Source organism: Streptomyces sp. NPDC058579 (assembly GCF_042718575.1).
Taxonomy (GTDB): Bacteria; Actinomycetota; Actinomycetes; order Streptomycetales; family Streptomycetaceae; genus Streptomyces.
In genome coordinates this window covers 68,064-92,321 of the sequence record NZ_JBHXPI010000004.1, presented here as the reverse complement: position 1 = coordinate 92,321, position 24,258 = coordinate 68,064, and the positions used below count along the sequence as shown (strand labels likewise).

Annotated in this window: 25 protein-coding genes and 1 tRNA gene; 13 read left to right on the top strand and 13 right to left on the bottom strand. The window is 72.6% G+C overall.

The window, feature by feature from the left end:
* Positions 1-7: 7 nt before the first annotated feature.
* The 5 genes from ACFWRO_RS07530 to ACFWRO_RS07510 form a co-directional block, all read right to left on the bottom strand.
* Entirely contained in the window at positions 8-1,708 is a 1,701-nt protein-coding gene (locus ACFWRO_RS07530) for an alpha/beta hydrolase (protein WP_384505669.1), read from the bottom strand.
* 69 nt (positions 1,709-1,777) lie between these two features.
* Positions 1,778-2,821 carry a TIGR04222 domain-containing membrane protein gene (locus ACFWRO_RS07525; protein WP_384505666.1) on the bottom strand — a complete coding sequence of 348 codons (1,044 nt, stop codon included), beginning with the start codon at positions 2,819-2,821 and terminating at the stop codon, positions 1,778-1,780.
* A gap of 7 nt (positions 2,822-2,828) precedes the next feature.
* Positions 2,829-4,277 carry a DUF692 domain-containing protein gene (locus tag ACFWRO_RS07520; protein ID WP_384505663.1) on the bottom strand — a complete coding sequence of 483 codons (1,449 nt, stop codon included), beginning with the start codon at positions 4,275-4,277 and terminating at the stop codon, positions 2,829-2,831.
* A 150-nt stretch (positions 4,278-4,427) separates the two neighbouring features.
* Positions 4,428-5,183 (bottom strand): DUF4142 domain-containing protein, encoded by a 756-nt coding sequence (locus ACFWRO_RS07515; RefSeq protein WP_384505660.1) that lies wholly within the window; start codon positions 5,181-5,183, stop codon positions 4,428-4,430.
* Positions 5,184-5,419: 236 nt separating this feature from the next.
* On the bottom strand, positions 5,420-6,079 hold the full coding sequence (locus ACFWRO_RS07510) for a peptidyl-tRNA hydrolase (protein WP_384506323.1): 660 nt from the start codon (positions 6,077-6,079) through the stop codon (positions 5,420-5,422).
* 197 nt (positions 6,080-6,276) lie between these two features.
* On the opposite strand from ACFWRO_RS07510, the gene ACFWRO_RS07505 reads away from it, so the two are divergent.
* The 4 genes from ACFWRO_RS07505 to ACFWRO_RS07490 are packed head-to-tail and all read left to right on the top strand — an operon-like array spanning position 6,277 to position 8,682.
* Entirely contained in the window at positions 6,277-6,951 is a 675-nt protein-coding gene (locus tag ACFWRO_RS07505; protein ID WP_384505658.1) for an AIM24 family protein, read from the top strand.
* Positions 6,948-7,811, top strand: a complete 864-nt coding sequence (locus ACFWRO_RS07500; protein ID WP_384506320.1) for an ATP-binding cassette domain-containing protein — start codon at positions 6,948-6,950, stop codon at positions 7,809-7,811. The genes ACFWRO_RS07505 and ACFWRO_RS07500 overlap by 4 nt, the downstream gene beginning before the upstream one ends.
* On the top strand, positions 7,808-8,461 hold the full coding sequence (locus tag ACFWRO_RS07495; protein WP_384505656.1) for an ABC transporter: 654 nt from the start codon (positions 7,808-7,810) through the stop codon (positions 8,459-8,461). Before ACFWRO_RS07500 ends, ACFWRO_RS07495 begins: the two co-directional genes overlap by 4 nt.
* Before the next feature lie 14 nt (positions 8,462-8,475).
* On the top strand, positions 8,476-8,682 hold the full coding sequence (locus ACFWRO_RS07490) for a hypothetical protein (RefSeq protein WP_384505653.1): 207 nt from the start codon (positions 8,476-8,478) through the stop codon (positions 8,680-8,682).
* On the opposite strand, the gene ACFWRO_RS07485 is transcribed toward ACFWRO_RS07490, so the two are convergent.
* The 5 genes from ACFWRO_RS07485 to zapE form a co-directional block, all read right to left on the bottom strand.
* Positions 8,679-9,584 carry a polysaccharide deacetylase family protein gene (locus ACFWRO_RS07485; RefSeq protein ID WP_384505651.1) on the bottom strand — a complete coding sequence of 302 codons (906 nt, stop codon included), beginning with the start codon at positions 9,582-9,584 and terminating at the stop codon, positions 8,679-8,681. The two genes, ACFWRO_RS07490 and ACFWRO_RS07485, sit on opposite strands and share 4 nt — an antisense overlap.
* 17 nt (positions 9,585-9,601) lie before the next feature.
* A complete protein-coding gene (locus ACFWRO_RS07480; RefSeq protein WP_384505649.1) occupies positions 9,602-10,525 on the bottom strand; it encodes a PPK2 family polyphosphate kinase in 924 nt (307 codons plus the stop codon).
* 114 nt (positions 10,526-10,639) lie between these two features.
* On the bottom strand, positions 10,640-11,998 hold the full coding sequence (locus ACFWRO_RS07475) for an alkaline phosphatase PhoX (protein WP_384505646.1): 1,359 nt from the start codon (positions 11,996-11,998) through the stop codon (positions 10,640-10,642).
* A gap of 175 nt (positions 11,999-12,173) precedes the next feature.
* Positions 12,174-12,599 (bottom strand): OsmC family protein, encoded by a 426-nt coding sequence (locus ACFWRO_RS07470; RefSeq protein WP_384505643.1) that lies wholly within the window; start codon positions 12,597-12,599, stop codon positions 12,174-12,176.
* 34 nt (positions 12,600-12,633) lie between these two features.
* The gene (gene zapE / locus ACFWRO_RS07465; RefSeq protein WP_384506317.1) at positions 12,634-13,716 is read right to left on the bottom strand and encodes a cell division protein ZapE; all 1,083 of its coding nucleotides are present in this window, start codon (positions 13,714-13,716) and stop codon (positions 12,634-12,636) included.
* 69 nt (positions 13,717-13,785) lie between these two features.
* On the opposite strand from zapE, the gene ACFWRO_RS07460 reads away from it, so the two are divergent.
* The 7 genes from ACFWRO_RS07460 (at position 13,786) to ACFWRO_RS07430 (ending at position 19,530) form a co-directional block, all read left to right on the top strand.
* Complete coding sequence (locus ACFWRO_RS07460) at positions 13,786-14,589, top strand: pyrimidine reductase family protein (protein ID WP_384505640.1); 804 nt, start codon at positions 13,786-13,788, stop codon at positions 14,587-14,589.
* A 106-nt stretch (positions 14,590-14,695) separates the two neighbouring features.
* Complete coding sequence (locus tag ACFWRO_RS07455) at positions 14,696-15,184, top strand: indole-3-glycerol phosphate synthase (protein WP_384505637.1); 489 nt, start codon at positions 14,696-14,698, stop codon at positions 15,182-15,184.
* 151 nt (positions 15,185-15,335) lie between these two features.
* A complete protein-coding gene (murC, locus tag ACFWRO_RS07450; protein ID WP_384505635.1) occupies positions 15,336-16,727 on the top strand; it encodes a UDP-N-acetylmuramate--L-alanine ligase in 1,392 nt (463 codons plus the stop codon).
* 10 nt (positions 16,728-16,737) lie between these two features.
* Positions 16,738-17,148, top strand: coding sequence for a peptide-methionine (R)-S-oxide reductase MsrB (gene msrB, locus ACFWRO_RS07445; RefSeq protein WP_384505632.1), 411 nt, complete (start codon positions 16,738-16,740; stop codon positions 17,146-17,148).
* Positions 17,149-17,267: 119 nt separating this feature from the next.
* Positions 17,268-18,641, top strand: a complete 1,374-nt coding sequence (locus tag ACFWRO_RS07440) for a hypothetical protein (RefSeq protein WP_384505629.1) — start codon at positions 17,268-17,270, stop codon at positions 18,639-18,641.
* A gap of 155 nt (positions 18,642-18,796) precedes the next feature.
* A tRNA-Ala gene (locus ACFWRO_RS07435) sits at positions 18,797-18,869 on the top strand.
* Between the two features lie 58 nt (positions 18,870-18,927).
* Entirely contained in the window at positions 18,928-19,530 is a 603-nt protein-coding gene (locus ACFWRO_RS07430) for an NAD(P)H-dependent oxidoreductase (protein ID WP_384505627.1), read from the top strand.
* Positions 19,531-19,547: 17 nt separating this feature from the next.
* On the opposite strand, the gene ACFWRO_RS07425 is transcribed toward ACFWRO_RS07430, so the two are convergent.
* A complete protein-coding gene (locus ACFWRO_RS07425) occupies positions 19,548-20,792 on the bottom strand; it encodes a benzoate/H(+) symporter BenE family transporter (protein WP_384505624.1) in 1,245 nt (414 codons plus the stop codon).
* A 116-nt stretch (positions 20,793-20,908) separates the two neighbouring features.
* Between ACFWRO_RS07425 and ACFWRO_RS07420 the strand changes: the two genes are divergently transcribed.
* Positions 20,909-22,264, top strand: coding sequence for a TerD family protein (locus tag ACFWRO_RS07420; RefSeq protein WP_384505622.1), 1,356 nt, complete (start codon positions 20,909-20,911; stop codon positions 22,262-22,264).
* A 48-nt stretch (positions 22,265-22,312) separates the two neighbouring features.
* Here ACFWRO_RS07420 and ACFWRO_RS07415 read toward each other — a convergent pair whose 3' ends face one another.
* Positions 22,313-22,705: a VOC family protein gene (locus ACFWRO_RS07415; RefSeq protein ID WP_384505620.1), complete on the bottom strand. Its 393-nt coding sequence runs from the start codon at positions 22,703-22,705 to the stop codon at positions 22,313-22,315.
* Positions 22,706-22,752: 47 nt separating this feature from the next.
* On the opposite strand from ACFWRO_RS07415, the gene ACFWRO_RS07410 reads away from it, so the two are divergent.
* Positions 22,753-23,388: a nucleoside/nucleotide kinase family protein gene (locus ACFWRO_RS07410; protein ID WP_384505617.1), complete on the top strand. Its 636-nt coding sequence runs from the start codon at positions 22,753-22,755 to the stop codon at positions 23,386-23,388.
* Here the strand turns inward: ACFWRO_RS07410 and ACFWRO_RS07405 are convergent.
* Entirely contained in the window at positions 23,385-24,125 is a 741-nt protein-coding gene (locus ACFWRO_RS07405) for a hypothetical protein (protein WP_384505615.1), read from the bottom strand. The two genes, ACFWRO_RS07410 and ACFWRO_RS07405, sit on opposite strands and share 4 nt — an antisense overlap.
* Between the last annotated feature and the right edge of the window lie 133 nt (positions 24,126-24,258).

Here is a 24,258-nt window from a genome sequence, read left to right as displayed (position 1 = left end):
GGCCGCCCTACCGACTCGGTGGCGGCCCGGCGACCAGCCGGGCTGTCACCCCTTGACCCGGAAGATCAGAGGGTGGACGGAGTTCCGACCGCCGCTCCAGCGACACCGGGTCCGGCTCCGGGTGCGGCGCGCATGATGCGCGCCGCACCGGCGTCTTTTCGGGGGCGCCCGATACCGAAGTCACCGGTACGGAAGCGTCCGGCACCGCCCCCGTCAGCAGATAGCGCTCCAGGTACCCGTTGACGCAGGCGTTCGCGCCGCCCCCGATGCCGTGCGTCCCGGCGTCCCGCTCGGTCACCAGGGCCGCACCCGCCAGCCTGCGCTGGAGCTCCAGAGCCCCCTCGTACGGCGTGGCCGCGTCCCGCTCGGCGGCCAGGATCAGCACCGGCGGCAGCGCCCCCGGGCCGGTCCGCACGTCCAGAGGCTTCTGGCGTGGCGCCTTCCAGTACGCGCAGGGCAGGTTGGACCAGACGTTGTCCCAGGTCTCGAAGGGCGCGACCGCCGCGAGCCGGGTGTTGTCCCGGTCCCAGACGGCGAAGTCCTCGGGCCACGGCGCGTCGTTGCACTCCACCGCCGAGTAGACGGCCGCCTGGTTGCCCGTGTCCTCCGTGATCTCCTCGCTAGGCGCCGCCTGCGCGATCAGCGGCTGCGCGTCGCCCTTCAGATAGCGGGCCAGCGCCGTGGCGCGCAACGGCCAGTAACCGTCGTGGTACCCGGTCTGGAGCATCGCCCCGTGCAACTGGCCCGGGCCGACGCGCCCGCCGGCCGGCTTCGCCGCGAGTTCGGCGCGGACCTTCTCGTAACTCTCCTGCACCTTCTGGGCCGTGGAGCCGAGGCCGTACACCTTGTCGTGCTTGGCGACCCAGGTGCGGAAGTCGGCCCAGCGGCGCTCGAACGCCCGTGACTGGTCGAGGTTGTTGAGGTACCAGATCTGGCGCGGCGCGGGGTGCACGGGCGCGTCGAAGACCATCCGGCGCACCCGGTGCGGGAAGAGCGTGGCGTAGAGCGCGCCGAAGTACGTGCCGTAGGAAGCGCCCATGTAGGTCAGCTTCGGCTCGCCGAGCGCGGCGCGCAGCAGCTCCAGGTCGCGGGCGTTGTTGAGCGAGTGGTAGTGCCGCAGCGCCTCGCCGGTGCGGGTCGCGCAGCCCTGCGCGTACGTCTTCGCGCGGGCGATCCGCTCCTGTTTGAAGACCTCGGACGGCTGGGTCGGCGCCGGGGTGGGGCCCGTGGAGCGGTCGACGGGGTCCTGGCACGAGACGGGCGCCGAGCGGCCCACGCCGCGCGGGGCGTAGCCGACGAGGTCGTACGCGGCGGCGATCCGCTTCCAGGCGGGGAGTTCGGCGACCAGGGGGAAGTACGTGGACGACGCGCCGGGGCCGCCCGGGTTGTACAGGAGCGCGCCCTGCCGGTCGGCGGCCGGTCCCGAGGCCTCGATCCGGCTGACCGTGAGCGGGATCCGGGTGCCGTCGGGGTCCGCGTAGTCGAGGGGGACCAGGAGGGTGCCGCACCGGACCGTCGGCGGTAGTTTCTCGGCCGCCGGGCAGCCGCCGAAGGCGATGCCTTCGGCGGCCGCGCGACGGGCGGCGACGAGCACGCCGCCCGACTCGGCGGGCGGCGCGTCCCGCACGGTGGCGGGCGCGGCGGTGAGGGTGGACAGCAGCGCGGCCGTCAACGACCCGACGGTTCCGGTCACGGCGAGGGCTTTCACGGCAGGATCGTTGGAGTGAACGGGCGCCGTGTAAAGGACCGTCGGGGCGTGTCGGCGGAAATGACCCGGTCAGCCGCTGGAGCCGCCGCCGCAGCTGGAACTGCTGCTACTGCTGGAGCACGAACTGCCGCCGCTGCTGGACCCGCTGGAGCAGGAGCTGCCCCCGCCGCCGGATCCACTGGACCCTCCGGAGCAGGCACTGGCGGAACACCCGCCGCCCCCGAAGCCGCTGTCCGTACCGCCGCCCCCGCCACCGGTACCTCCCGAACCACCGCCGCACGGGCCCGCGTTGCCCGGCGTACCCGCGCACCAGTGCAGGCTCGCGAGCAGGGCGGCGTCCGAGGCGGACGAGGAGGCAGAGGAGGAGGCGTGGGCGGCCCTGGGCATCCGCGCGGCCGCGATCAGCTGGGTGCGCAGCTCCTCGTCCGGTACGGCGCGCAGTCCGCGCAGCGCGACCTGGTGTGCGGCGTCGGGTGCGAAGGCGTGGTCCCGCTGGTACGCGCCGGCCGCCCGGCGGCCGCCCCGGGTGGTGCGGCCGGCGTTGTAGGCCCCGCAGACGAGGCCGGTGATCAAGCCCGCGAACAGGACGGGGCCCACCTTGAAGACGAACGGCACCTGGAACGAGTCGAGGTCGACGGCCACGCTCAGGACGATCGAGGGGATGAACATCCCGAAGGACCCGAGCGCGAGGGCGAGGCACCTGCGCCGGCCGTTGCGGCGGACCTCGGGGGGCACCATCAGGCCGCGCGCCGCGAGGGCGTCGCCGATCTCCTGGACGGCGTGGCCGCGCATCACGGCGAGACGCAGGTCGTGCAGGGCCCCGTGCGGGGCGGCGGCGAGCTCCTGGAGGACCGCCCGCTCGACATGGCTGCGGGGGGCCGCGCCGGGGCGCGGGAGGACGATGCCGGGGCCCCCGACGGCGATCCGGCCGTCGGAGTGCAGGGCGGCGAGCGCGCTGTCGACGACCCGGGGCGGGCCGCCGATGAGGAACGCGGCCTCGCTGAGGTCGTGGATCGAGCCCCCGCGGTCGGCGCGGGCGGCGCGGAGGTGGACGATCAGCAGGGCGGAGCCGGTGAGAACGGCGGCCCAGACGAGCAGGGCGAACAGGTTCATGGGGACGTCACCTCCGTACGAGTGCGGTGCGGGCGGCACGGGCCGCGCGGGCGAGCCGCCCGGCCGGGCGGGGCGGTCGGGCGCCGGCGCGCTCCTGCCACCAGCGGGTCAGCCGACGCCGGGCGTCGGGGTCCTCGGGGCGTCCCGCGACGAGCAGGTGCGCGACGAAGTCGAGGGCGTCGCGGCGGTAGCCGCCGGACATCGGGCGGGTCCGGGCGTAGGCGCGGAACGCGGGGCGGTAGCCGTCGCCGAGGATCTCGGGCAGCTCGGGCGCGATCTTGGCGATCACGTCCGTCCGCTTCCCGACGAGGGCGCGGGCCTGCACCCCGATCCGCCGCGAGTCGAACCCCTCGGGCACGGGCGCCCCGGCGACGAGCGCGGACAGCAACGAGGCCTGCGCGACGGCCACGTTCTGCCGTGCGGCGGGGTTCGGGTGCGGCCGGTTCGCGCGGGGAGCGTGGGGCGCGTGGGTGTCCGCTTCGGCGGGCTGCTCGGCCTCCTCGGCCGTACGCCGGGAGTGCGGCATCGGGCCGCCCGAGACGCGTGCCCCCGCGCCGATCAGGGGTGCGGGGTCGGCCGCGTGGGCAGTGGCCGCCCGGGCGGCGGCGGGTCGGGCAGCTGCGGGTCGTCCGCCGGCGTCCCTCAGCCGGCCCCTGATCGTCGTCATTTCCGAGGCCAGTTCCTCGGCCGGGGGGAAGTTGTCGTCCCGCTCCAGGAGGACGCCCGGCGGGGAGACCCGGGAGGCCAGGTCCGACAGGATGTCCAGGACGGGCTCCGGGACCGGGTGGGCGTGGGTGTCGTGCCAGACGCCGTCGCGGGCGAGGCCGCCCGCCACGTGGACGTACGCGATCGCCTCGACCGGCAGCTCGGAGAGCGCCTTCGCCGGGGACTCGCCCCGGTTGACGTGGTTCGTGTGGAGGTTCGCGACGTCGATCAGGAGCCGTACCCCCGTACGCTCCACCAGCTCCGCAAGGAACTGGCCCTCGGTCAGCTCCTCGCCGGGCCAGGCGATCAGCGCCGCGATGTTCTCCAGCGCCAGCGGCACCGGCAGCGCGTCCTGGGCGATCCGTACGTTCTCGCAGAGCACGTCCAGGGCGTCCCAGGTGCGCGGCACGGGCAGCAGGTGGCCCGCTTCGAGCACCGGAGTCGCCGTGAGGGCGCCCCCGGCGCGGACGAACGCGATGTGCTCCGTCACCAGCGGGGCGCCCAGTGCGGTCGCCGTCGCCGCCAGGTCCGCGAGCCGCCCCGCGTCCGGCCGGTCGGCGCCGCCGAGCCCCAGGGAGACCCCGTGCGGGACGACCGTGACCCCGCGCGCACGCAGCCGCGCCAGCGAGTCCGGCAGATGGCCCGCGCACACGTTCTCCGCCACGACCTCCACCCAGTCGACGCCCGGCAGCGCCTCCACCGCGCCCGCGATCTCCGGCCGCCACCCGATTCCGACCCCGAGTTCCGTCATGTCCCCCTCCTTCAGTCCCTCACCTGATGGCCCGGAACAAGCCGTTCGAATCCAGTCAGGGAGACGTTCAGAGGTTGATTTGAGGTTCCGGAGGTCTTCCGGAGGTCTTAGCGGGTGTCTCGGCCGGTCTCGGCCCCGGGTGTCCCGGCCCTACGGCATCGAGTGCGGCGTCACGATCCCCCCGTCCGGCACCGGGCGGGACGTGAACGACTGGTCCGTCCCCGTCGGCCGCACCGGCAAGGGCGTCACGGGCGACGGAACCACCGGCGGCCCGGTCGGCGGCGCCGTCTTCCGCCCCGCCGCCTCGTTCGCCAGCGCGTCGAAGTCGACCATCCCGGTCGCCTCCAGCATGGTGATGTGGTCGAGCACGGTCTGGTTCGCGTCACTGGCCAGCTGCCGGATCAGCGAGTTGCGGGTGGTGTGCCGGACCTCCGCGACCAGCGCGAACACCTTGCCGTGCGCGTTGCGCAGCAGGTTCGCGAACTTCCGCTCGTACTCCTCCCCGCTCGCCGCCGTCAGCTCCCGCAGCCAGCCCTGCTGCTGCTCGGTCGGCTGGTTCGGCAGCTCCACGCCCAGCCTCGCGGCCACGGTGCGGGCCCGGCGGTCCAGGTCCGTGTGGCCGACGACGAGATGGTCGCCGCACTCCACGATCGCCCGGCTCGGCGCGCGCTCGACGGCCTGCTGGCCGGCCGGGAGCTCCCACAGCCCCGCGAGCCGTACCTTCACCAGGAAGTCCCGGTCGGTGGCGGACAGGGGCCCCCACGGAGTGGGCACGCTCGAAGCGGTCAGATTCGCCTGACCGGTGCCCGAGCGGTCGGCGTAGGACCAGACGGGGAAGGCGAGCGCGCCGATCGTGGCGACGAGCGCCGCGATGATCAGGGCCGTGCCGTTGACGCGTAGCGACAAGGTGTCTCCCGTACGTTCTCCGCGCCGGTGCGGGTCACCGGTGCCGTTCACCGCAGACTGAACCGCCAACCAGGCGGTCGTACAACCCACTTGGCGGTATCGGGAGATACGTGCGACAGGGCGGCCGTGTTCAGTCGCCGACCGGACCGAACTCGGAGAACTCGGCCACGAACGCGCGCGAACGGGCACGAACGGGCACGAGCCGGACGGTCACCCCTGCCCCGGGCGCACCACGGTCACCTCTGCCCCAGGCGCACATGGGCGCCGAACCGGTCGCTTCCCTCGGAGACGAAGGTCGGTCCGGGGGCGATCTCGGTGAAGCCCGCGTCGCGGACCACCGGCAGGGCGCTCGCCGTCAGCTCAGCCCAGTGGTCGGGGGTGGCCGGACGTACGGACAGGGGGAAGCCGGCCTCGCGCCAGGACTTGCGGTCCGTGTCCGACAGCTCCCACCACAGGAGCTGCGCGGCGTGCCCCGCCTGGGCCATCGTCTTGCCCGCGGACATGTCCAGGTGCGGGTTGAGCCAGAGCGTCGGAGCCTCGGGGAGGGCCGCGCCGGGGGCCGTCGGGTCCTCCAGGTCCGTGCCGGACACCTGGAGCTTCGCCAGCTCCTTGGGCCAGCCGTCCAGCGGGATCGGCGGGAACACCCGTACCTCCGCGGACTCGCCCGTGACCGTGATCCCCGGGAGCTCCCCGGCCCGCCGCCACTCCGCGCCGCGCGCCCGGCGCACGACCTTGCGGATCCGGGCGTCCTGCCATTCCGTCATCGCCCGCGCCCACTCGCCTTCGCCCGTCGAGCGCTCGTCGGCGAGGATCTCCAGGACGGCGCGGGCGGCGGTCTCCAGCGCGTCGGTGCGCGCCGGGGGCTCGGCCCGCTCGATCCGCACGACGAGGGGCAGGACGAACTGGGGCTTCTCGTCGCGGACATCGGCGGGGACGGCGGTGTGGACATCCGTGTGGACATCTGTGCGGACGTCGGTGCCCTCGGTGTCCTCGGTGTGGATTTCGGTCTCGTTGCTGCTCACCCGGCCAGTTTGCCACTGCTCGCACAGGCGTTTCTTGTCGGATTGGCCGGTTCCGGGACAGGATGCCTTTCATGAAGAGTGATCTTTTTTCCACCGAACACCTTGCCGAGACCGCCGCGTTGCCGGGCATGAGCCTGCAGAACGCCAAGTGCGTGAAGTACGTCGTCAACGGAGAGATGCACGCCCGTCAGGGATCGATGATCGCGTTCCGCGGCGACCTCCAGTTCGAGCGCAAGGGCCAGGGCATCGGCGGCATGCTCAAGCGCGCCGTGACGGGCGAGGGCCTCGCGCTGATGGCCGTGCGCGGCCAGGGCGAGGCCTGGTTCGCGCAGGAGGCGCAGAACTGTTTCATCGTCGAGATAGAGCCCAACGACGCGCTCACCGTCAACGGCCGGAACGTGCTCTGCTTCGACGCCACGCTCTCGTACGAGATCAGGACGGTCAAGGGCGCCGGCATGACCGGTGGCGGCCTGTTCAACAGCGTCTTCACCGGTCAGGGGAAGATCGCCCTGGCCTGCGAGGGCACCCCGATCGTCATCCCGGTCACACCGCAGTCCCCGGTCTTCGTCGACACCGACGCCGTCGTCGGCTGGAGCGAGCAGCTGCAGACCTCGCTCCACCGCTCGCAGTCCATCGGTTCGATGATCCGCGGCGGCTCGGGCGAGGCCGTCCAGCTCCGCCTCGACGGCCAGGGCTTCGTCATCGTCCGCCCGAGCGAGGCCACCCCGCAGAAGGCCTCCAACTGAACCTGGAGCGGGTGGGGCGCCGCTACGGCCCGCGCGGACCATGGGTTCTGCGCGAGGTCGACCTCGCGCTGCCCGCAGGCGCCCTCGTCCGGTTCACCGGCGCCAACGGCAGCGGCAAGTCGACGCTGCTGCGGGTCGTCGCGGGCGTCGACGCGGCGACGGAGGGCCGGATCATCGGCCGGCCCCCGCGCACGTCGTACGTGCCGGAGCGCTTCCCGGTCGCCCTGCCGTTCACGGCGACCCGCTACTTGACGCATCTCGGACGCGTCCAGGGACTCGGCCGGGCCGAGGCGGCCGCGCGGGCGCGTGAGTGGCTGGAGCGCTTCGGCGCGGGCGCCTTCGCGGACGAGCCGCTCGCCGAGCTCTCCAAGGGCAGCAGCCAGAAGGTCGCCGTCGCCCAGGCCCTGCTCGTGGACCCGGCGCTGCTCGTCCTGGACGAGGCGTGGACCGGCCTGGACACGGCCGCGCGGCGCGAACTCGACCGCGCGGTCCGCGAGCGGGTCGCGGCCGGCGGCACGGCGGTCTTCGTCGACCACGACCCGCGCCGGCTGGCGGGGGAGGCCGACGCGGTGTACGAGGTGGAGGCGGGCCGGGTACGGGTGGGGGCCGCAGGGGCGGTGACGGGGGCCGCCGAGGGGAGTCCCGTCGTACCGCCGCCCCGCGCCCGGATCGTCGCCTCCGGCGGTCGCCCGCTCCCCGACGGGCTGCCCGGGGCACCCTCCAGCGAGCCCGGGCCGCGACCCGACGGCACGGCGACGGTGTACGCGGTCGACGCCGCGCACTCCGACGCGCTGCTCCGGGCGCTGCTCGACGCCTCCTGGCACATCCACGAGCTGAGCACCGAAGGCGCCCGGACATGACGACCGCACTGCTGCGCTACCAGACCGACCTGCTGCTGCGCTCCCAGCGCTGGCTCGCGCCGCTGCTCCTCTACGCGGTCTTCCTCGCCGTCGGCGTGCGCACCGGGGAGCCCGTGCTCGGCGCCCTCGGCTTCGCTGCCGCCGCGCTGCTCCCGGTCACGGCCTGGCTGGTACGGATCTGCCTCGGTCAGGAGCCCGCCGCCGCGCGGAACGTGGTGGCCGCCGCGGCCGGGCGGCAGCGGGCGCACGTGGCGGCGCTCCTGGCCGCCCTCGCCTGCGCGGCCCCGCTCGGGGTGGTGGCGGTGCTCGGCGTGACCGTCGTCAGCGACCTGCGCGGCGTGGGCTTCGCCTGGGCCGTGGCCTCGGGGCTCATCGCCACCACGGCCTGTGTCCTGACCGGCGCCGCCGTGGGCGCCCTCACCGGCCGGCCGCTGCTGCGCTCCCGTGGGTGGTCGCTCGCGGCGCTGGTCCTGGGCTCGCTCCTCGCCCTGGTGACGAGCGGCTCCCCGGCGAAGTACGCCGTGACGAGCCTGATCACCGGCGCGCGCGATGCGACGGTCACGCTGCCGTGGGCCGCCTTCCCGGGCGCCTTGCTCCTCGCCGCCGTCGCGGTGGCCGTCAGCGTCAGGGCCACGGCCTGGCGGGAGTGAGTACGCTCGACGCCATGGACTCGGACTCGGACTCGTACTGCGAACCCGTACGCGCGGAAGCGGATGCCGTGGCGACCGGACGGATGACGGCCGAGGGGCCGCCGTACGCCGAGTGCGTGCTGTGCCGGAAGCCGACCGAGTACCCCGAGTCGGCCAAGGGGATCACGCTCTGCCCGGTCTGCGAGTGGCAGGAGGCCCAGCGGTCCGCCTGCTCGGGCTAGGAGCTGCCTGGGCGGCCGGCCATCAGCTCCGAGACCTTCACGAAGCGGTAGCCCCTCGCCCGCAGTTCGGGCACGATCCTCCGGATCGCCTGCTCGGTGACGGGCGCGGCGCTGCGCGTGCAGTGCATGACCACGAGCGAGCCGGGCTTCACCCCGTCGAGCACCTGCTCGGCGACCGCGTCGCCGTCCTTGGCGAAGGCGTCGCCGCTGACCACGTCCCACTGCACCGCCGTGACCTTCGCGGGCGCCAGCGCGCGCAGCGCCCCGTCGTCGTAGCAGCCCCCGGGGAACCGGAAGTACGGCACGACATTGCGCGCCCCCGCCTTCCGGAACGCCTCGAAGGCCCGCTTCACGTCGGCGGCCATGTCCTGCTTCCCGACCGTCGGCAGGCCGTAACAGGGCGAGGCGAAGGCGTAGTGGCTGTACGAGTGGTTGGCGATCTCGAAGCGGGGGTCGGTGCCGATGGAACGCGCCTGGTCCGGGTACTCCTCGGCCCACCGGCCCGTCATGAAGACGGTCGAGTCGACCTTCAGCCGCCGCAGGGTCTCGATCAGCGCCGGGTTGTCGAAGCGCTCGCCGCTCGCGGCCCGACGCCCCTGGTCGGCCGTCATGTCGGCGTCGAAGGTGAGGGCGACGACCTTGTCGCCACCCTTGCGGGCCCGCTCGAAGACCGGGGTGAGCCCACCGGGCCCGGGCGCCATCGTCGGCGGCGCCTTGCGCACGACGGCGGGCCCGGGCGCGGCACCGGGAGTCGCGCTCGCACTCGCGGTGGGCGTGGGGCTCGGCGGCGTGGCGGACGGCTTGTCAGGCCCCGCCGCCGTGTCGGCCGCGCCCCCGCCGCAGCCGACGAGTACGGCACCCAGCAGAGCAAGTGCCGACAGTTTTCGTACAGAAATGGTCACGCACGGAAACTAACCGATCAGGTCGCGAGCAGCCGCTTCCGGCACTCCGCCACGTCGAAGTCGCCCGGCGGGTACTGCGGGTCCAGGGCGTTGAGGTGTTCCAGGAGGAGCTTGCTGATCGCCCAGTTGCGGTACCACTTGCGGTCCGCCGGGACCAGGTACCAGGGGGACTCCTCCGTCGCGCAGCGTTCGAGAGCGAGTTCGTACGCCTCCTGGTACGCCGGCCACAGCGCCCGCTCGTCGATGTCGCCCGCGTTGAACTTCCAGTGCTTCTCCGGGTTGTCCAGGCGCTCCAGGAGACGGGCGCGCTGTTCCTCGTAACTGACGTGGAGGAAGACCTTGACGATCGTCACGCCGTCGTCGACCAGCGACTGCTCCCAGCGGTTGATCTGGCCGTAGCGGCGGCCGAGGTCGCGGCGGGGGACCAGTTCGCGGACCCGGGCGATGAGGACGTCCTCGTAGTGCGAGCGGTCGAAGATGCCGATCTCGCCCGGCACCGGCAGCGCCCGGGTGATCCGCCAGAGGAAGGGGTGGCCGCGCTCCTCGGCCGTCGGGGCCTTGAAGGCCCGGATCCGGCAGCCGGAGGGGTTGAAGTTGCCGATGACGTGCTTGACCGTGCCGCCCTTGCCGCTGGTGTCCATGCCCTGGAGGACGAGCAGCAGCCGGCGCCGGTCGCCGGCCGTGCTCGCCGCGTACAGGCGCTCCTGGAGGTCGGCGAGGTCAGGAGCAAGCAGGGCTGTCGCCGCGATGCCGTCCGTCTTGCCCGCGGGCCCGGCCGGGATCTCCGAGGCGGAGTACGCGGACAGGTCGACCGGCTTGCCGACGGGCAGGCGCAGGACGTCCCGGAGGACGGGGTCCTTCTTCTGCCTGCCGTCCTGCCGGCCTTTCCCGTGCTTCTCGGGCTTGTCCTGCTTCTGCTTGTCCTTGTCCTTCTTGGCCACCTCGCCGACCCTTCCCGTCCGTCCATCCGCCTGCCCGGCCCGCGCCTTCCCCCGATCCTGCGACGGAAAGCGCGGGCGCGCGACCGGGCGTCGGCGGCGGTTACGTCGGCGACGTCAGCACCAAGGGCCCCGCACGGCGAACGTCGTCCCCGGCGTATAGCAGTTGACGTACATCGTCGTGCCGTCCGGGGAGAACGTGACACCCGCGAACTCGCCCCACTCCGGGGCCTGCGGGGTACCGATGTTCTGGGCGCCGCGGGCCACGGCGTACACCTCGCCCTTCCGGGTCAGGCCGTACACGTGCTGCGCCCCCTCGCCGTCCTCGCAGACCATCAGGCCGCCGCTCGGTGCGAGGCAGATGTTGTCCGGTGACTCGCCGGGCAGCTGGATGTCCGTGCTCGGGCCGAAGACGACGACGAGGGTCAGCCGGCGCCGCTGCGGCTCGTACCGCCACACCTGGCCGAAGTGCGTCGCGCCCGAACCGTCGGCGGTCCGCGCGAAGGACGAGACGAAGTAGACGGACCGGTCGCCCCAGTAGCAGCCCTCCAGCTTCTGCGCGTGCGTGATGCCACGCGGCCCGAAGTCCTGGAGCCTGATGGGCGTCTCGGTCGCCTGCGGATCCGGTACGGGAACCCACTCGACCCCGTCGAAGCTCGCCCCGGTCTCCTGGATCACCGAGAGATCCGGCACGCCAGGCACCCGCATGGCCTCCAGCGCCCCGCCCGCGCGCAGCGAACCGTGGCCGCCCAGGGGCCTCTCGGGCAGGAAGCGGTAGAAGAGCCCGAACGGCTTCTCGAACGCGTCCTCCGTCTCGTACACGATCCCGCTGCGCGGATCGACGGCGATCGCCTCGTGCTGGAACCGGCCCATGGCCGTGAGCGGTACGGCTCCGGTGCGGCGCGGGTCGGCGCCGTCGACCTCGAAGATGAAACCGTGGTCCTTGGTGTAGCCGTTGGTCCCGGCTCTGTCCTCGGTCTCCTCGCAGGTGAGCCAGGTGCCCCAAGGGGTCGGCCCGCCCGCACAGTTGACAGCGGTGCCGGCGATCGCGACCCGCTCGTCGAGGACGTTGCCGCGCCCGTCGAGCGTGAGCGCCGTACAGCCGCCCTTCGCGGCCGGGTCGTACGTCAGGCCCTCGACCGTCGGGACGCCGATCTTGCCGGTGACCCGGTTCTCGTGGTTGCGGACCAGATGGACGCGGCCCCGGCGGCCGGCGAAGGCGCCCATGCCGTCGAAGTTGCTGGGGACGGGTCCCTCGCCGGAGCGGAGGGGGTCGCCCTGGCGGGAGAGGACCGTGTAGCGGAAGCCCTTGGGGAGGTCGAGGAGACCGGCGGGGTCGGGGACGAGGGGGCCGTAGCCCGCGTGGCCCCGGGCGGCGGCCGTACCGGCGAAGAGCTCGCCGACGGCGCCCGAGAAGGCGATACCGGCGACGGATGCACCGGTGCGGGAGAGGATCTGACGTCGCGTCGCGGACATGCTGAGGCAACCCACTTCTGTTGGCGGACAGAGAGGTGTGGCGGGTACGCGTACGGGTACGCAGGACGTACTCGTGTGGCGTGTTTGTGTGACCCGCATGTGTGTACCACGTGTTCTGGTGACACGTGAACCATGCGGGCCACACAGCCTCATGCAGCGTCAGAAACGTTACGGATCAGGCCAGTTCGGCGGTCAGGGTGATCGTCGTACCCGTCAGCGCCTGGCTCACCGGGCAGTTCTTCTTCGCGTCCTCGGCCAGCTCGAGGAACTTGTCCTTGTCCAGGCCCGGCACCTCGCCGCGCACGGTGATGTGGCTGCCCGTGATGCCCTTGCCCGGCACGAAGGTGACGTCGGCCTTGGTCTCCAGGCGGGTCGGTGGGGTGTCGTTCTTGGCCAGGATGTTGGAGAACGCCATCGAGTAGCAGGAGGAGTGGGCGGCGGCGATCAGCTCCTCGGGGCTGGTCTTGCCGTTCGGCTCCTCGGTGCGGGCCGGCCAGGAGACGTCGTACGAGCCGAGACCGGAGGAGTCGAGGGTGACGACGCCGTTGCCCTTGAGGAGGTCACCCTGCCAGACGGTGTGGGCGGTACGGGTTGCGGCCATGATGAATCCCTTTCGATCGGGTATGGCCCCCAACCTACTGCTCGACCAAGCCCTTCGCGTCTCGTGCCAGCGCGGTGAGCCGGGAGATCGCCCGGAAGTACTTCTTGCGGTACCCGCCGTTCAGCATCTCTTCGCTGAAGAGCCGGTCGAAGGGGAGTCCGGAGGCCAGGACCGGGACCTCCCGGTCGTAGAGCCGGTCGGCGAGGACGACGAGCCGCAGCGCGGTCGACTGGTCCGGGACCGCCTGTACGTCCGTGAGGCAGACCGCCGTCAGGTCGTCGGTGAGCGCGCCGTACCGGCTGGGGTGGACCTTGGCCAGGTGGTCGAGCAGGTGCGGGAAGTCGTCGAGCGAGGAGCCGGGGGTCGCGTACGCCGCCTTCGTCACCTGTTCGTCGGAGTACGGCGCCGGTGCTTCGGGCAGCCCGCGGTGGCGGTAGTCCTCGCCGTCTATCCGCAGCGGACGGAAGCGCGCGGAGAGGCCCTGGATCTCGCGGAGGAAGTCGGCGGCGGCGAACCGGCCCTCGCCCAGCTTGCCCGGCAGCGTGTTGGAGGTGGCGGCGAGCGCCACGCCCGCCTCGACCAGGCGGCTGAGCAGGGAGGAGACGAGGACGGTGTCGCCCGGGTCGTCCAGTTCGAATTCGTCGATGCAGAGGAGACGGTGGCCGCTCAGGGTCTTCACGGTCTGCTGGAAGCCGAGCGCGCCGACCAGGTTCGTCAGCTCGACGAAGGTGCCGAAGGCCTTGAGCCCCGGCTCGGCGGGGGTCGCGTGCCAGAGGGAGGCGAGCAGGTGGGTCTTGCCGACGCCGTAGCCGCCGTCGAGGTAGACACCGCGGGGCCCGCTGGGGGCGGCAGGCTTCTTCGCGAACCAGCGGCTGAGGGCCGGCCGCTTGCCCGCGCCGGTGGCGTGGGCGCCGCCGAGCCCCTCGGCGAAGGTGCTCAGGATCTTGACCGCGTCGGTCTGGCTGGGCTGGTTCGGGTCCGGGATGTACGTGTCGAAGCGGACCGAGTCGAAGCGTGGCGGCGGCACCATCTCCGCGACGAGGCGGTCGGCGGGGACATGGGGCTCCCGGGCGCAGAGGGAGGCCGGAGCCGCTTCGGTGGAAGCCGCTTCGGTCATGGCGCGGGGGGCGTGGGAGGCACGGGTCGACACAGTTCCCCACTGTAAGCGCCGTGTCAGACTGCGAGGATGCGACGCCTGTTCCCTGTGACGGACATGACAGCCACAACGGCCACGACGGCGACTACGGCGATCGACGCCTCGGACCGGGAGTGGTCCCTCGACGAGCTCGCCGATGCCTACGCGTACCCGGACCTCGCCCCCGGTGAGAGCTGGCTGCGCGCCAACATGGTCTCCTCGCTCGACGGCGCCGGGCAGCACGACGGCCGGTCCCAGCCGCTCTCCTCGGACAGCGACATGCGGATCTTCGGCACCCTGCGCGGCCTCGCCGACGTGATCGTCGTCGGCGCGCAGACCGTACGCCAGGAGGGATACCGCCCGGCACGCGCGCGTGAGGCCTTCGCGGCCCGCCGGGCGGCCGCCGGGCAGGGTGTCGCGCCGGTGATCGCCGTGGTCAGTGCCTCCCTGGACCTCGACTTCACGCTGCCGCTCTTCACCGAGCCCCTGGTCCCGACCCTCGTCCTGACCGGCGCCGGGGCCCCCGCCGACCGGCTGGCCGAGGCCCGGGCGGCGGCCGGGGCGGAGGTGGTGATCGCGGGCGACGGGACCGGCGTCGAGCCGGGCCGCGCCGTGGCGGCGCTCGCCGAGCGGGGTCTCCGGCGGCAGCTGACCGAGGGCGGCCCCCGGCTCCTGGGCCAGTTCGTGGCGGCCGGGGTCCTCGACGAGATGTGTCTGACGGTCTCGCCGACCATGACGGCGGGCAGCTCGCAGCGCATCGCCGGAGGGCCGTCCGTGGCCGTCCCGCAGCGGTTCGACGTGGCGTCCGTGCTGGAAGAGGCCGGGTTCCTCTTCACCCGCTACCGTCGGAGCTGACAATCGGCGGAATTTGTCGTTCCGGTTAGCTTCCGCTGGGCACACTTACCTCCGTAGACCCCGTGCGGGCACGGGGAAGGATGGTTTCCGCAGAAGGGCTCCTGAGGTGTTCACAAGCGTTCTGATGATCGAGAAGCCCCTCACGTCCGTCGACGTGGAATTCGTCACCACCCTGCACGGCGACGAGGAAGTGTCCTTCATCGTTCTGATGCAGCCCCGTGGTGACCAGGCCGATGTACTGCTGCGCGCCATCGACGACGTCGCCATGGGCGAACTGAAGGAAGCGAGCCGCGAGGGCGACGAACCGGAGGGCAAGGCGGCCCGCGTCCCCGCCGAGGAGGCACTGGAGTACTCCCTCCAGGGGCTGCGGAACGCCGGCTGCGAGGCGGTCGGACAGGTGGTCGAGGACCACCCCCTGGACAAGATGAAGTCCGTGGTCGACGAGTCCGAGGCGGACGAGGTCATCGTGCTGACGGCCCCGCACTATGTGGAGGAGTTCTTCCACCGCGACTGGGCGTCACGGGCCCGTCACAAGGTCGGCGTACCGGTCCTGAAGCTGTTCGCGCACAGCGAGGCGGAGAGCGCGGAGGGGTAAGGGGCGTGCCGCCCTGCCCCGCCCCGCGCGGGGCAGGGCGGACACGGCCCGCGCGGGGCGCGGGCGCGCCCCGGGGGCGGCAGCCAGGGGCTGTCACAGGGAGCCACTAGGCTGGGGACCTCCTGTACGTCGTCCCCCGGGGAGAACACTCATGGCACCCGCCATCCCTACCGCCATGGAACGGCCGCACTTCATCGGCATCGGCGGTGCCGGAATGTCGGGCATCGCGAAGATCCTCGCCCAGCGCGGAGCGAAGGTGGCCGGCAGCGACGCGAAGGAGTCCGCGACCGCCGAGGCACTGCGCGCCCTCGGGGTCACGGTGCACATCGGGCACGCCTCCGCCCACCTCGCGGACGACGCCTCCGCCGTCGTCGTCTCCAGCGCCATCCGCGCCGACAACCCCGAGCTGGCCCGCGCCGCCGAGCTGGGCATCCCGGTCGTCCACCGCTCCGACGCGCTCGCCTCCCTCATGGACGGCCTGCGCGCGATCGCCGTCGCCGGCACGCACGGCAAGACGACGACCACGTCGATGCTGGCCGTCGCGCTCACCGAGCTCGGCCTCGACCCCTCGTACGCCATCGGCGGCGACCTCGCGGGCCCGGGCACCAACGCCCGCCACGGCGACGGTCAGGTCTTCGTGGCCGAGGCGGACGAGAGCGACCGGAGCTTCCAGAAGTACGACCCCGAGGTCGCGATCGTCCTCAACGTCGAGCTGGACCACCACGCGAACTACGCCTCCATGGACGAGATCTACGAGTCCTTCGAGGCCTTCAGCGCCAAGATCCGCCCCGGCGGCACCCTCGTCGTCGGCGAGCACGCGGGCGCGCGCGAGCTGGCGCGCCGCGTCGCGGGCCGGCAGGACCTCCGGATCCTCACCGTCGGCGAGTCCGCGGACTCCGACGCCCGGATCCTCTCGATCACGCCGAAGGGCATGACCAGCGAGGTCGTCGTCCTGCTCGACGGCGTCGAGCACGCCTTCACCGTCTCCGTCCCCGGCCGCCACTACGCGCACAACGCCGCCGCGGCCCTCGCCGCCGGCTCCCGCGTGGGCATCGACCCGGCGGAGCTGGCCCAGGCCCTCACCGCGTACACCGGAGTCGGCCGCCGCCTCCAGCTCAAGGGCGAGGCGGCCGGCGTGCAGGTCATCGACTCGTACGCGCACCACCCCACCGAGATGACCGCCGACCTGGAGGCCATGCGCGGCGCCGCCGGGGCCGCCCGCCTCCTGGTCGTCTTCCAGCCCCACCTCTTCTCCCGCACCCAGGAGCTCGGCAAGGAGATGGGCGACGCCTTGGGCCTCGCCGACGCCTCCGTGGTCCTGGACATCTACCCGGCCCGCGAGGACCCGATCCCCGGCATCACCAGCGAGCTGATCATCGCGGCGGCCCGCGCGGCCGGCGCGGACGTGACGGCGGTGCACGACAAGGGCACGGTCCCGGACGTCGTGGCGGGAATGGCGAGGCCCGGTGATCTCGTTCTGACGATGGGCGCGGGCGACGTCACGGACCTCGGTCCGGAGATCCTCGCCCGCCTGTCGAGCTGAGGAGCATGTGATGGCGTCGTACGAGGTCGAGAAGCCGGACGAGCAGTGGCGTGCGGAGCTGACCCCGCAGGAGTACCAGGTCCTGCGCGAGGCGGGCACCGAGCCGGCGTTCCGGGGTGAGTACACGGACACGAAGACGAAGGGCGTCTACTCCTGCCGGGCGTGCGGCTCCGAGCTGTTCACGTCGACGGAGAAGTTCGAGTCGCACTGCGGCTGGCCGTCCTTCTACGACCCGAAGGAGAGCGAGGCGGTCGAGCTGATCGAGGACCGCTCGCACGGGATGATGCGTACCGAGGTCCGGTGCGCGCGCTGCGGCTCGCACCTGGGCCATGTCTTCGAGGGCGAGGGGTACGCGACCCCGACGGACCAGCGGTACTGCATCAACAGCATCTCGCTGCGTCTGACGCCGGACGAGGGCTGACGAGGGCTGACGGGCCGCGCGGACATGACGCCGGCTGACGGGCCGCGCGGGCATGACGGCTGACCGGTCGCTCGGATATTCGGTGGAGGTCCCGGCGGGGCACTGTCAGGGTGTGGCGCATGACGTCGCACCACGCAGAGCGGCTCCTGACGGAGCTGCATGCCTCGCTGGGACTGCGCAAACGGCCTGAGGACGTGGCCCAGCTCGTTCTCGATCTCTTCACCGCCCAAGGGGTCGACCTCGACCCGGCCACCGCGAAGGCCCTCGACACGGCCACCGTGAACTCCCTGCGCAGCCTCTGGCACGGCTACACCTCCATGCGCGAGGACTTCGCCCGTCCCGTCGGCGCGCAGCGCCAACTCGGGCGTGCGGCCGCCCTGTTCACGAACGTTCCGGAGCTTCCCGCGGAGGCCGGCGACGATCCCGCGCGTATCGAGGCGGTGATCCGCCGGGCGGGCGAGGAGATCGGGCGCGCGTACGGCGAGAACGACTTCGGCATGGACCGGCTCAACCGGGAGGAACGGGCCGGGGCGGGCCTCGGCGAGCTGTCGAAGCGTCAGTACAACAAGCGTTTCCGGCTGTTGCGCCGGATGGAGGCCAAGCTCGCCCGGGTCGTCCACGAACAGCGGCGCCGCGAGGTCACGTTGACCGGCAAGGGGGCGATCGCGCACACCCTGCCGTACGAACGGTTCGCCACCGACCCCGGAACCGCCGCCTTCGTCGCGTACCTCACCTCCCGCGGGTACATGCGGAGCATCTTCACCAACGGCAAGCAGCGCCGCCCGTACGACAAGGTGGCCGACGCCCTGTTCCGGCGACTGCGCGCGGAGCCGGAGCGGACCGACTGGTACGTCGTGGCGCACGCCGACCCGACCGAGGAGGTGCTCGGGCACCTCTCCGACCGGGAACTCTCGGAGCTCCTGGCGCACTGGAGCCGCTTCCTGCGCGAGGTCGCAGGACTCCTCGAGGACGCCTGGAACCGGTGCGCCCTGGAGCGCGACACCATGATCGTCCGCCCGGGCAACGACTCCTCGACGTGGAACCAGGCGGCGCAGGCCTGGAGCACGGCCCGGGCGCACTGGCTCGCGCTCCTCACCGAACTGGGGCGGGAGGACTTCCTCGACCGCGTCTGCCCGGGCAAGGTGCCCCGGCTGATGGCCGCCGACGTCGCCTACTGGCACCGGAAGACCAAGGGCGGCCTGCACCCCGACACGTACGTGTGGGCGGACCTTCCGCTGCCCTGGGAGGTGCTGCGCGGCGAGACGGAGTGCCCGCGCTCGCTGGTCGAGCGGGTCTGCGCGCGCCACGGCGTGGACCCGGTGGCCGGTGGCTGGACCGCGCCCCGGCCGGCCGCCGAACCGGTGCGGTTCCGGCGTACGCCCGAGCTTGTGCACGGAGTCCAGGTCGCCGATCCGCTGATGGCGAGCGCCATGCGGTCCGCCGGCGTCTTCTCGGGCAAGGGGCAGCGGGCGGCGGCGGGGGAGTGGCTGTGAGGACGCGGCGGGTCGGCGTGGCGGACGGGGGTGGCGGGCCGGGTCGCCCGGCCGGGTGGTGGTCCGGGGTTGGCGGGCCGGGCGGTTGCGGGAGGGCGCGGGCGGCGCGGAAATCGGTTGACCCGTGAGGCGCGGTCCGATGAGATGAGCGCGGCGGCGAGGAAGCTCTGCGGAGGAGCGCCCGGCTCGCATTCCGGGTGGACGTAGGTTCGAATCCTGCCCTTGCCGCCGCCCGACTCTCCTGGCTGATTCCTTCATGCTCTTTCCTTCGTCCTGAGGTGGACGCGTGACCGCCGCCGTACACGTCGTCTACGCGCACCCCAGTGAGCGGAGCTTCACGCGCGAGGTGCTCGACGCGTTCCTCGGCGGCCTGGCCGACGCCGGTCGTCCGCACACGGTCTCGGACCTCTACGCGATGGACTTCCGCTCGGAACTCACGCGGGCCGAGTACGAGCGCGAGTCCGGGTACGACGCCGACGCGCCCGTTCCCGAGGACGTCGCCGCCGAGCAGGCCAGGCTCGCCGCAGCCGACACGTGGGTGTTCGTCTACCCGGTGTGGTGGGCGGACTGCCCGGCCCGGCTCAAGGGCTGGTTCGACCGCGTCTGGACGGTGGGGTTCGCCCGGGGGGCCACGACCACCGGTCTGCGCCGTACGGTGGCCGAGAAGGCCCTGGTCCTCTGCACGGCCGGCTACGACATCGCCGAGCTCGAAGCCTCAGGCTGCTACCGGGCGATGAGGACCGTCATGCTGACCGACCGGATCGGCGAGCGGGCGAGGACGAGCGAGTTCGTCGTCCTCGGCGGATCGGCGGGCGCGAGTGCGAGCGGCTGGCAGGTGCTCAAGGGGGAGCACCTGGCCAGGGCAGCGGCGCTTGCGCGTTCGATCTGATTCCGATGCTCAGCGGTTCAGCGGCTCTTCGCCGCCTCGGTCTCGGGGGCGGTGGTCTGCGACTGCTCGTCGGGGCGGCCCTCGCGCCGCCGGGCGAAGTCGCCGACGGCGAGGGTCAGGACGCCCGCGAGCAGGCCCCAGAAGGTCGAGCCGATGCCGAAGAGCGTGAAACCGGAGGCGGTCGCGAGCAGGGTGACCACGGCCGGTTCGCGCAGGCGGTCGTCGCGGAGGGCCGAGGTGAGGGAGCCGCCGATCGTGCCGAGCAGCCCGATGCCCGCGATGCCCAGGACGAGGGCCGGCGGCATCGCCGTCAGCAGCCAGCCGACCGTTCCGCCGAAGAGGCCGACCAGCAGGTAGAAGACACCGGTCCAGACACCGGCGATGTACCGCTTCCTGGGGTCGGGGTGGGCAGCCTCGCCACTGCAGATGGCGGCGGTGATGGCGGCCAGGTTCAGGCCGAAGCAACCGAAGGGCGCGAGGACGGCGTTGACCGTGCCCGTCCAGGTCAGGATGGGTGAGATCGGCGTGGAGTATCCGGCGTTGCGGAGCACGGCCACTCCGGGAAGGTTCTGCGAGGCCATGGTCACGGCGAAGAGCGGCAGGCCGACGCCGATCAGGACCTGCCAGTCGAACTCGGGGCGTACGAAGGACGGTTCGGCCAGGGTGAGCTCGAAGCCGTCCAGCTTCCACGAGCCCTGCCACGCCGTCGCGGCGACACCGACGGCGAGCGCCGCGACGACCGCGTACCGGGGGAACCAGCGCCGGCCGACGAGATACGCGAGGAACATGGGGACCGCGATGACGCCGTTCCGCTCCATCTGCGTGAAGAGTTCGGTACCGAACTGGAGCAGGACACCGGCGAGCAGCGCCGAGGCGAGCGGGACCGGGATCCGGTTCATGATCCGTTCGAACCAGCCGGTGACCCCGCTGATCACGATGAGCACGGCGGACAGCAGGAACGCCCCGACCGCCTGAGCCATCGTCACACCTTGCAGACCGGTGGCGAGGAGCGCGGCGCCGGGCGTCGACCAGGCCGTGACCACGGGGGCGCGGTAGCGCAGCGAGAGGCCGATGCAGGTGACCCCCATCCCGATGCCGAGGGCGAAGACCCACGAGGTGAGCTCGGCGGAGGTGGCCCCCGCGGCCTTGGCGGCCGTGAAGACGACGGCCACGGAGCTGGTGACGCCGATGAGCACGGCGAGGAATCCGGCGGAGACGGCGGTGGTCGGCGCGGCGGATCGAATATGTCGTATGAAAGCCATGGCCTGGGCATCCTGGCACACCGAGTCACGGGCGCCCGAGGGGTTTTCCACAGGCCTTGTCGAGGGGGCCTGGATGGCCGCAAGATCCAGGAGTGATCCATTTTGGGGAGGGGAAAATGATCAAGGGGAGCAATGCCTTCGTGCCGACGGTGCCGCTGCGGATCGCGGTGCGGGGCGGCGTGGACGTCGCGGCTCTGCTGCTGACGGAGGCGGGCCGGGTCCGGGGGGACGGGGACATCGTGTTCCACGGGGCGCCGGTCCATCCCTCGGGCGCGGTGCGCCTGTTGGGGGAGGAGCACGGCACGGTCTGGCTGGAGACGGGCCTCACGGCGATCGAGGCGGACATCGCCCGGGTCCTCGTGGTCGGATCGACGGAGAACGGCGCGCTGCGGGACGCGCGGGGGCTGTCCGCGGAGGCGTTCGCGCCGGACGGGACGTCGGTCGCTCGGTACGAGGCGACGGACGCGGGCGGCGAGACGGCTATGGTCCTCGCGGAGCTGTACCGGCGGGCGGGAGGCTGGAAGTTCCGCGCGGTGGGCCAGGGCTGGCTGAACGGCCTGGCGGGCCTGGCGAGCGACTACGGCGTGGACGTGGCGGAGGAGCCGGGTGCGGGTGCGGGGCCGGGGCTGGGGCCGGGTGCGGGTGCGGGCCCGGTTAAGGGGCCGACTCCGCCCCCGCCCCCGACCGCGACCCCAACTCCGGCTCCGGGCCCGGCTTTCCAGGTTCCGTCGCCGGCGCAGGTCAAGGTTCCCGGGCCCGCGCCCACGGTGGTGGTTCCGGCTCCCCCGCCGAGCGCGCCGGACTGGACGTTCGGTGGGGTCTTCCCGCCGTACACGCAGAGCGGCCGGGACAACGAAGTCCTCACGGTGGACGGCCTTCCGCCGGGGCCGGTCGTGGTCGATCTCGAGATACGGGGAGACGGATACACGGGCCTCTGGACCCTCACGCGGCTGAACAAGGAGGGGGAGAACCTCGTCAACAGCACCGAGGAGAACTTCCGGGGCCGCACGCTCGTCCAGGTCCCCGGAAACGGTCGACTGCGCCTGAAGCTGCGGGCGGAGGGCCCCTGGCAGTTCCAGGTGCTGCCGCTGGCCGCCGCGACGCGCCTGACGGAGCAGGAGGTGGAGAACCGCGGCCCGGACGTCTTCCTCCACACGGGCGGCACGGCCGATCTGGCCCTGCACTACCGGGGCGACGACAACCTCATCGTCCACCTCTACGAACTGGAGGGCCACGACGACCCCACGACGCTGCCCAGCTACGAGAACGTGGTCAACGAGATCGGCAAGCGCCGGGAGACCGTTCCGCTGCCGGAGGGCCCGGTCATCGTGCACATGGAGATGGCCGACGGCCCGTGGCGAGGGCGGCTGAAGCACCTGCAACCCCACAGCCGCACGCCGGTCGACGGCCGGCCCGCACCCGTGACCGACATAAGCAAGGCCCAGGGCTGGCTACGGAGAGGGAAGCGCTGACCGTACCTCGGACTCCTCGACTCCTCGACTCCTCGGACCTTCGGCCTCTCAGCCCTTCGGCTCCAGCAGGTCCCAGCGGTTGCCGTAGAGGTCTTCGAAGACTGCGACCGTGCCGTACGGCTCGTGGCGTGGGGCCTCCAGGAAGCGGACGCCAGCCGTGGTCATGCGGGTGTGGTCGCGGGTGAAGTCGTCGGTGTGGAGGAAGAAGCCGACCCGGCCGCCCGTCTGGGCGCCGACGGCGGATTCCTCCGCCGGGTTCTTCGCCCGGGCCAGGACCAGGGCCGTGCCGGAGGGGACGCCCGGCGGGCGGACGACGACCCAGCGGGTGCCGTCGCCGCGGTCGGTGTCCTCGACGAGGTCGAAGCCGAGCGCGTCGGTGTAGAAGGCGACGGCCTCGTCGTAGTCACGGACGACGAGAGTGACGAGAGCGATGAAGGACATACCACGAGGTTATACGTATGACCGGTGGAGCGCCACGCGGTGCGACAATGCACCGCATGGACGCCCAGCTGCTCGCCGAGCTCACCGACCGCGCCCGGCTCCTCGCCGTCCCCGGCCGGCGGCGCATCCTCGGGCTGGCCGGGGCGCCAGGGGCCGGGAAGTCCACCCTCGCGGCGCGGCTCGTCGCCCGGCTCGACGGCCGAGCCGTCCTCGTACCGATGGACGGCTTCCACCTCGCGCAGGGAGAGCTGGAGCGGCTCGGCCGTGCGGGGCGCAAGGGGGCGCCGGACACCTTCGACGCCGCCGGGTACGCCGCCCTGCTCGCCCGCCTCCGTGCCCCCGAGCCGGGTACGACCGTCTACGCCCCCGCGTTCGACCGCGCCCTGGAGGAGCCCGTCGCCGGGGCGGTGCCGGTCGCGCCGGAGGTCCCGCTCGTCGTCACCGAGGGGAACTACCTGCTCCACGACGAGGGTCCGTGGGCCGGGGTCCTGCCGCTGCTCGACGAGGCGTGGTTCCTGGAGCTCGACGACAACCGCCGGGTGCCCCGGCTCGTCGAACGCCATGTCCGGTTCGGCAAGGACCGCGCCCACGCCGAGCGGTGGGTCCGCGACTCCGACGAGTCCAACGCCCGGCTCGTCGCCCGGGGCAAGGACCGTGCCCACCTCGTCGTGAGAATGAGTTAGCGGGGCCGGCGGGCGTGGTCCGTCGCCGCTTGCGCCAGTGCCCGGACGATCGGGTGGGGGCGTGAGCCGTCGCCCGCGAGTTCCGGCTGGAAGAGCGTGGTCAGGAAGAAGGGGTGGCTCGGCAGTTCCGCGATCCTGACCTGGCCGTCCTCGTCCTCGCCCGTGAACCGCAGGCCGTGCGCCCGCAGCGTGTCCAGGTGGCGGCTGTCGGGGCCGTAGTCGCAGTGGTACCGCTCCGTCGTCCGCTCGGCGCCGAGCACCGACTCGGCGAGCGAGCCCGGCGTGACCCGTACCGCGCCCTCGTGGCCGACCAGCGAGCAGGCGAGCGGCGCGATCAGCAGGTCGTCGTCGGCCGCCGACGGGTCGTTCTCGGCGTGCGCGGCGGCGGTCAGGCCGCAGACGTCGCGCGCGAACTCCAGCAGCGCGTGCTGGAAGCCGCCGCAGGTGCCGAGGAAGGGGATGCCGTCCTCGCGGGCGGTACGGATCGCGGCCAGCGCGCCCTCCTCGCTCTCGTACGGGCTCCCCGGCAGCACCCACACGGCGTCGAACCCCTTCACCGCGCCCGGGGCCTCCGCGTCGCCGGTCGGGATCCAGTACGCGTCGAGGACGAGGCCGTCGCGCTCGGTCAGCGCGTCGAAGAGGGAGGGGATACGGACATGGGACTTCACGTGCGGGGAGCGGTCGCCGACGAGGGCGACGCGGGGGGTGTGCGTGGGTGCGGTCGATGCCTGGTTCATGCCGACCATGCTGGTCGGACGGGCTCGTTCACGTCCAACGATGATTCCTGCACTCCCGATCGCGAATGCTTATGACGTCGACCCGCGCTGACCAGGTAGCCTCGCGAGCGCACACGTTCGCCGGGGAGTCGTC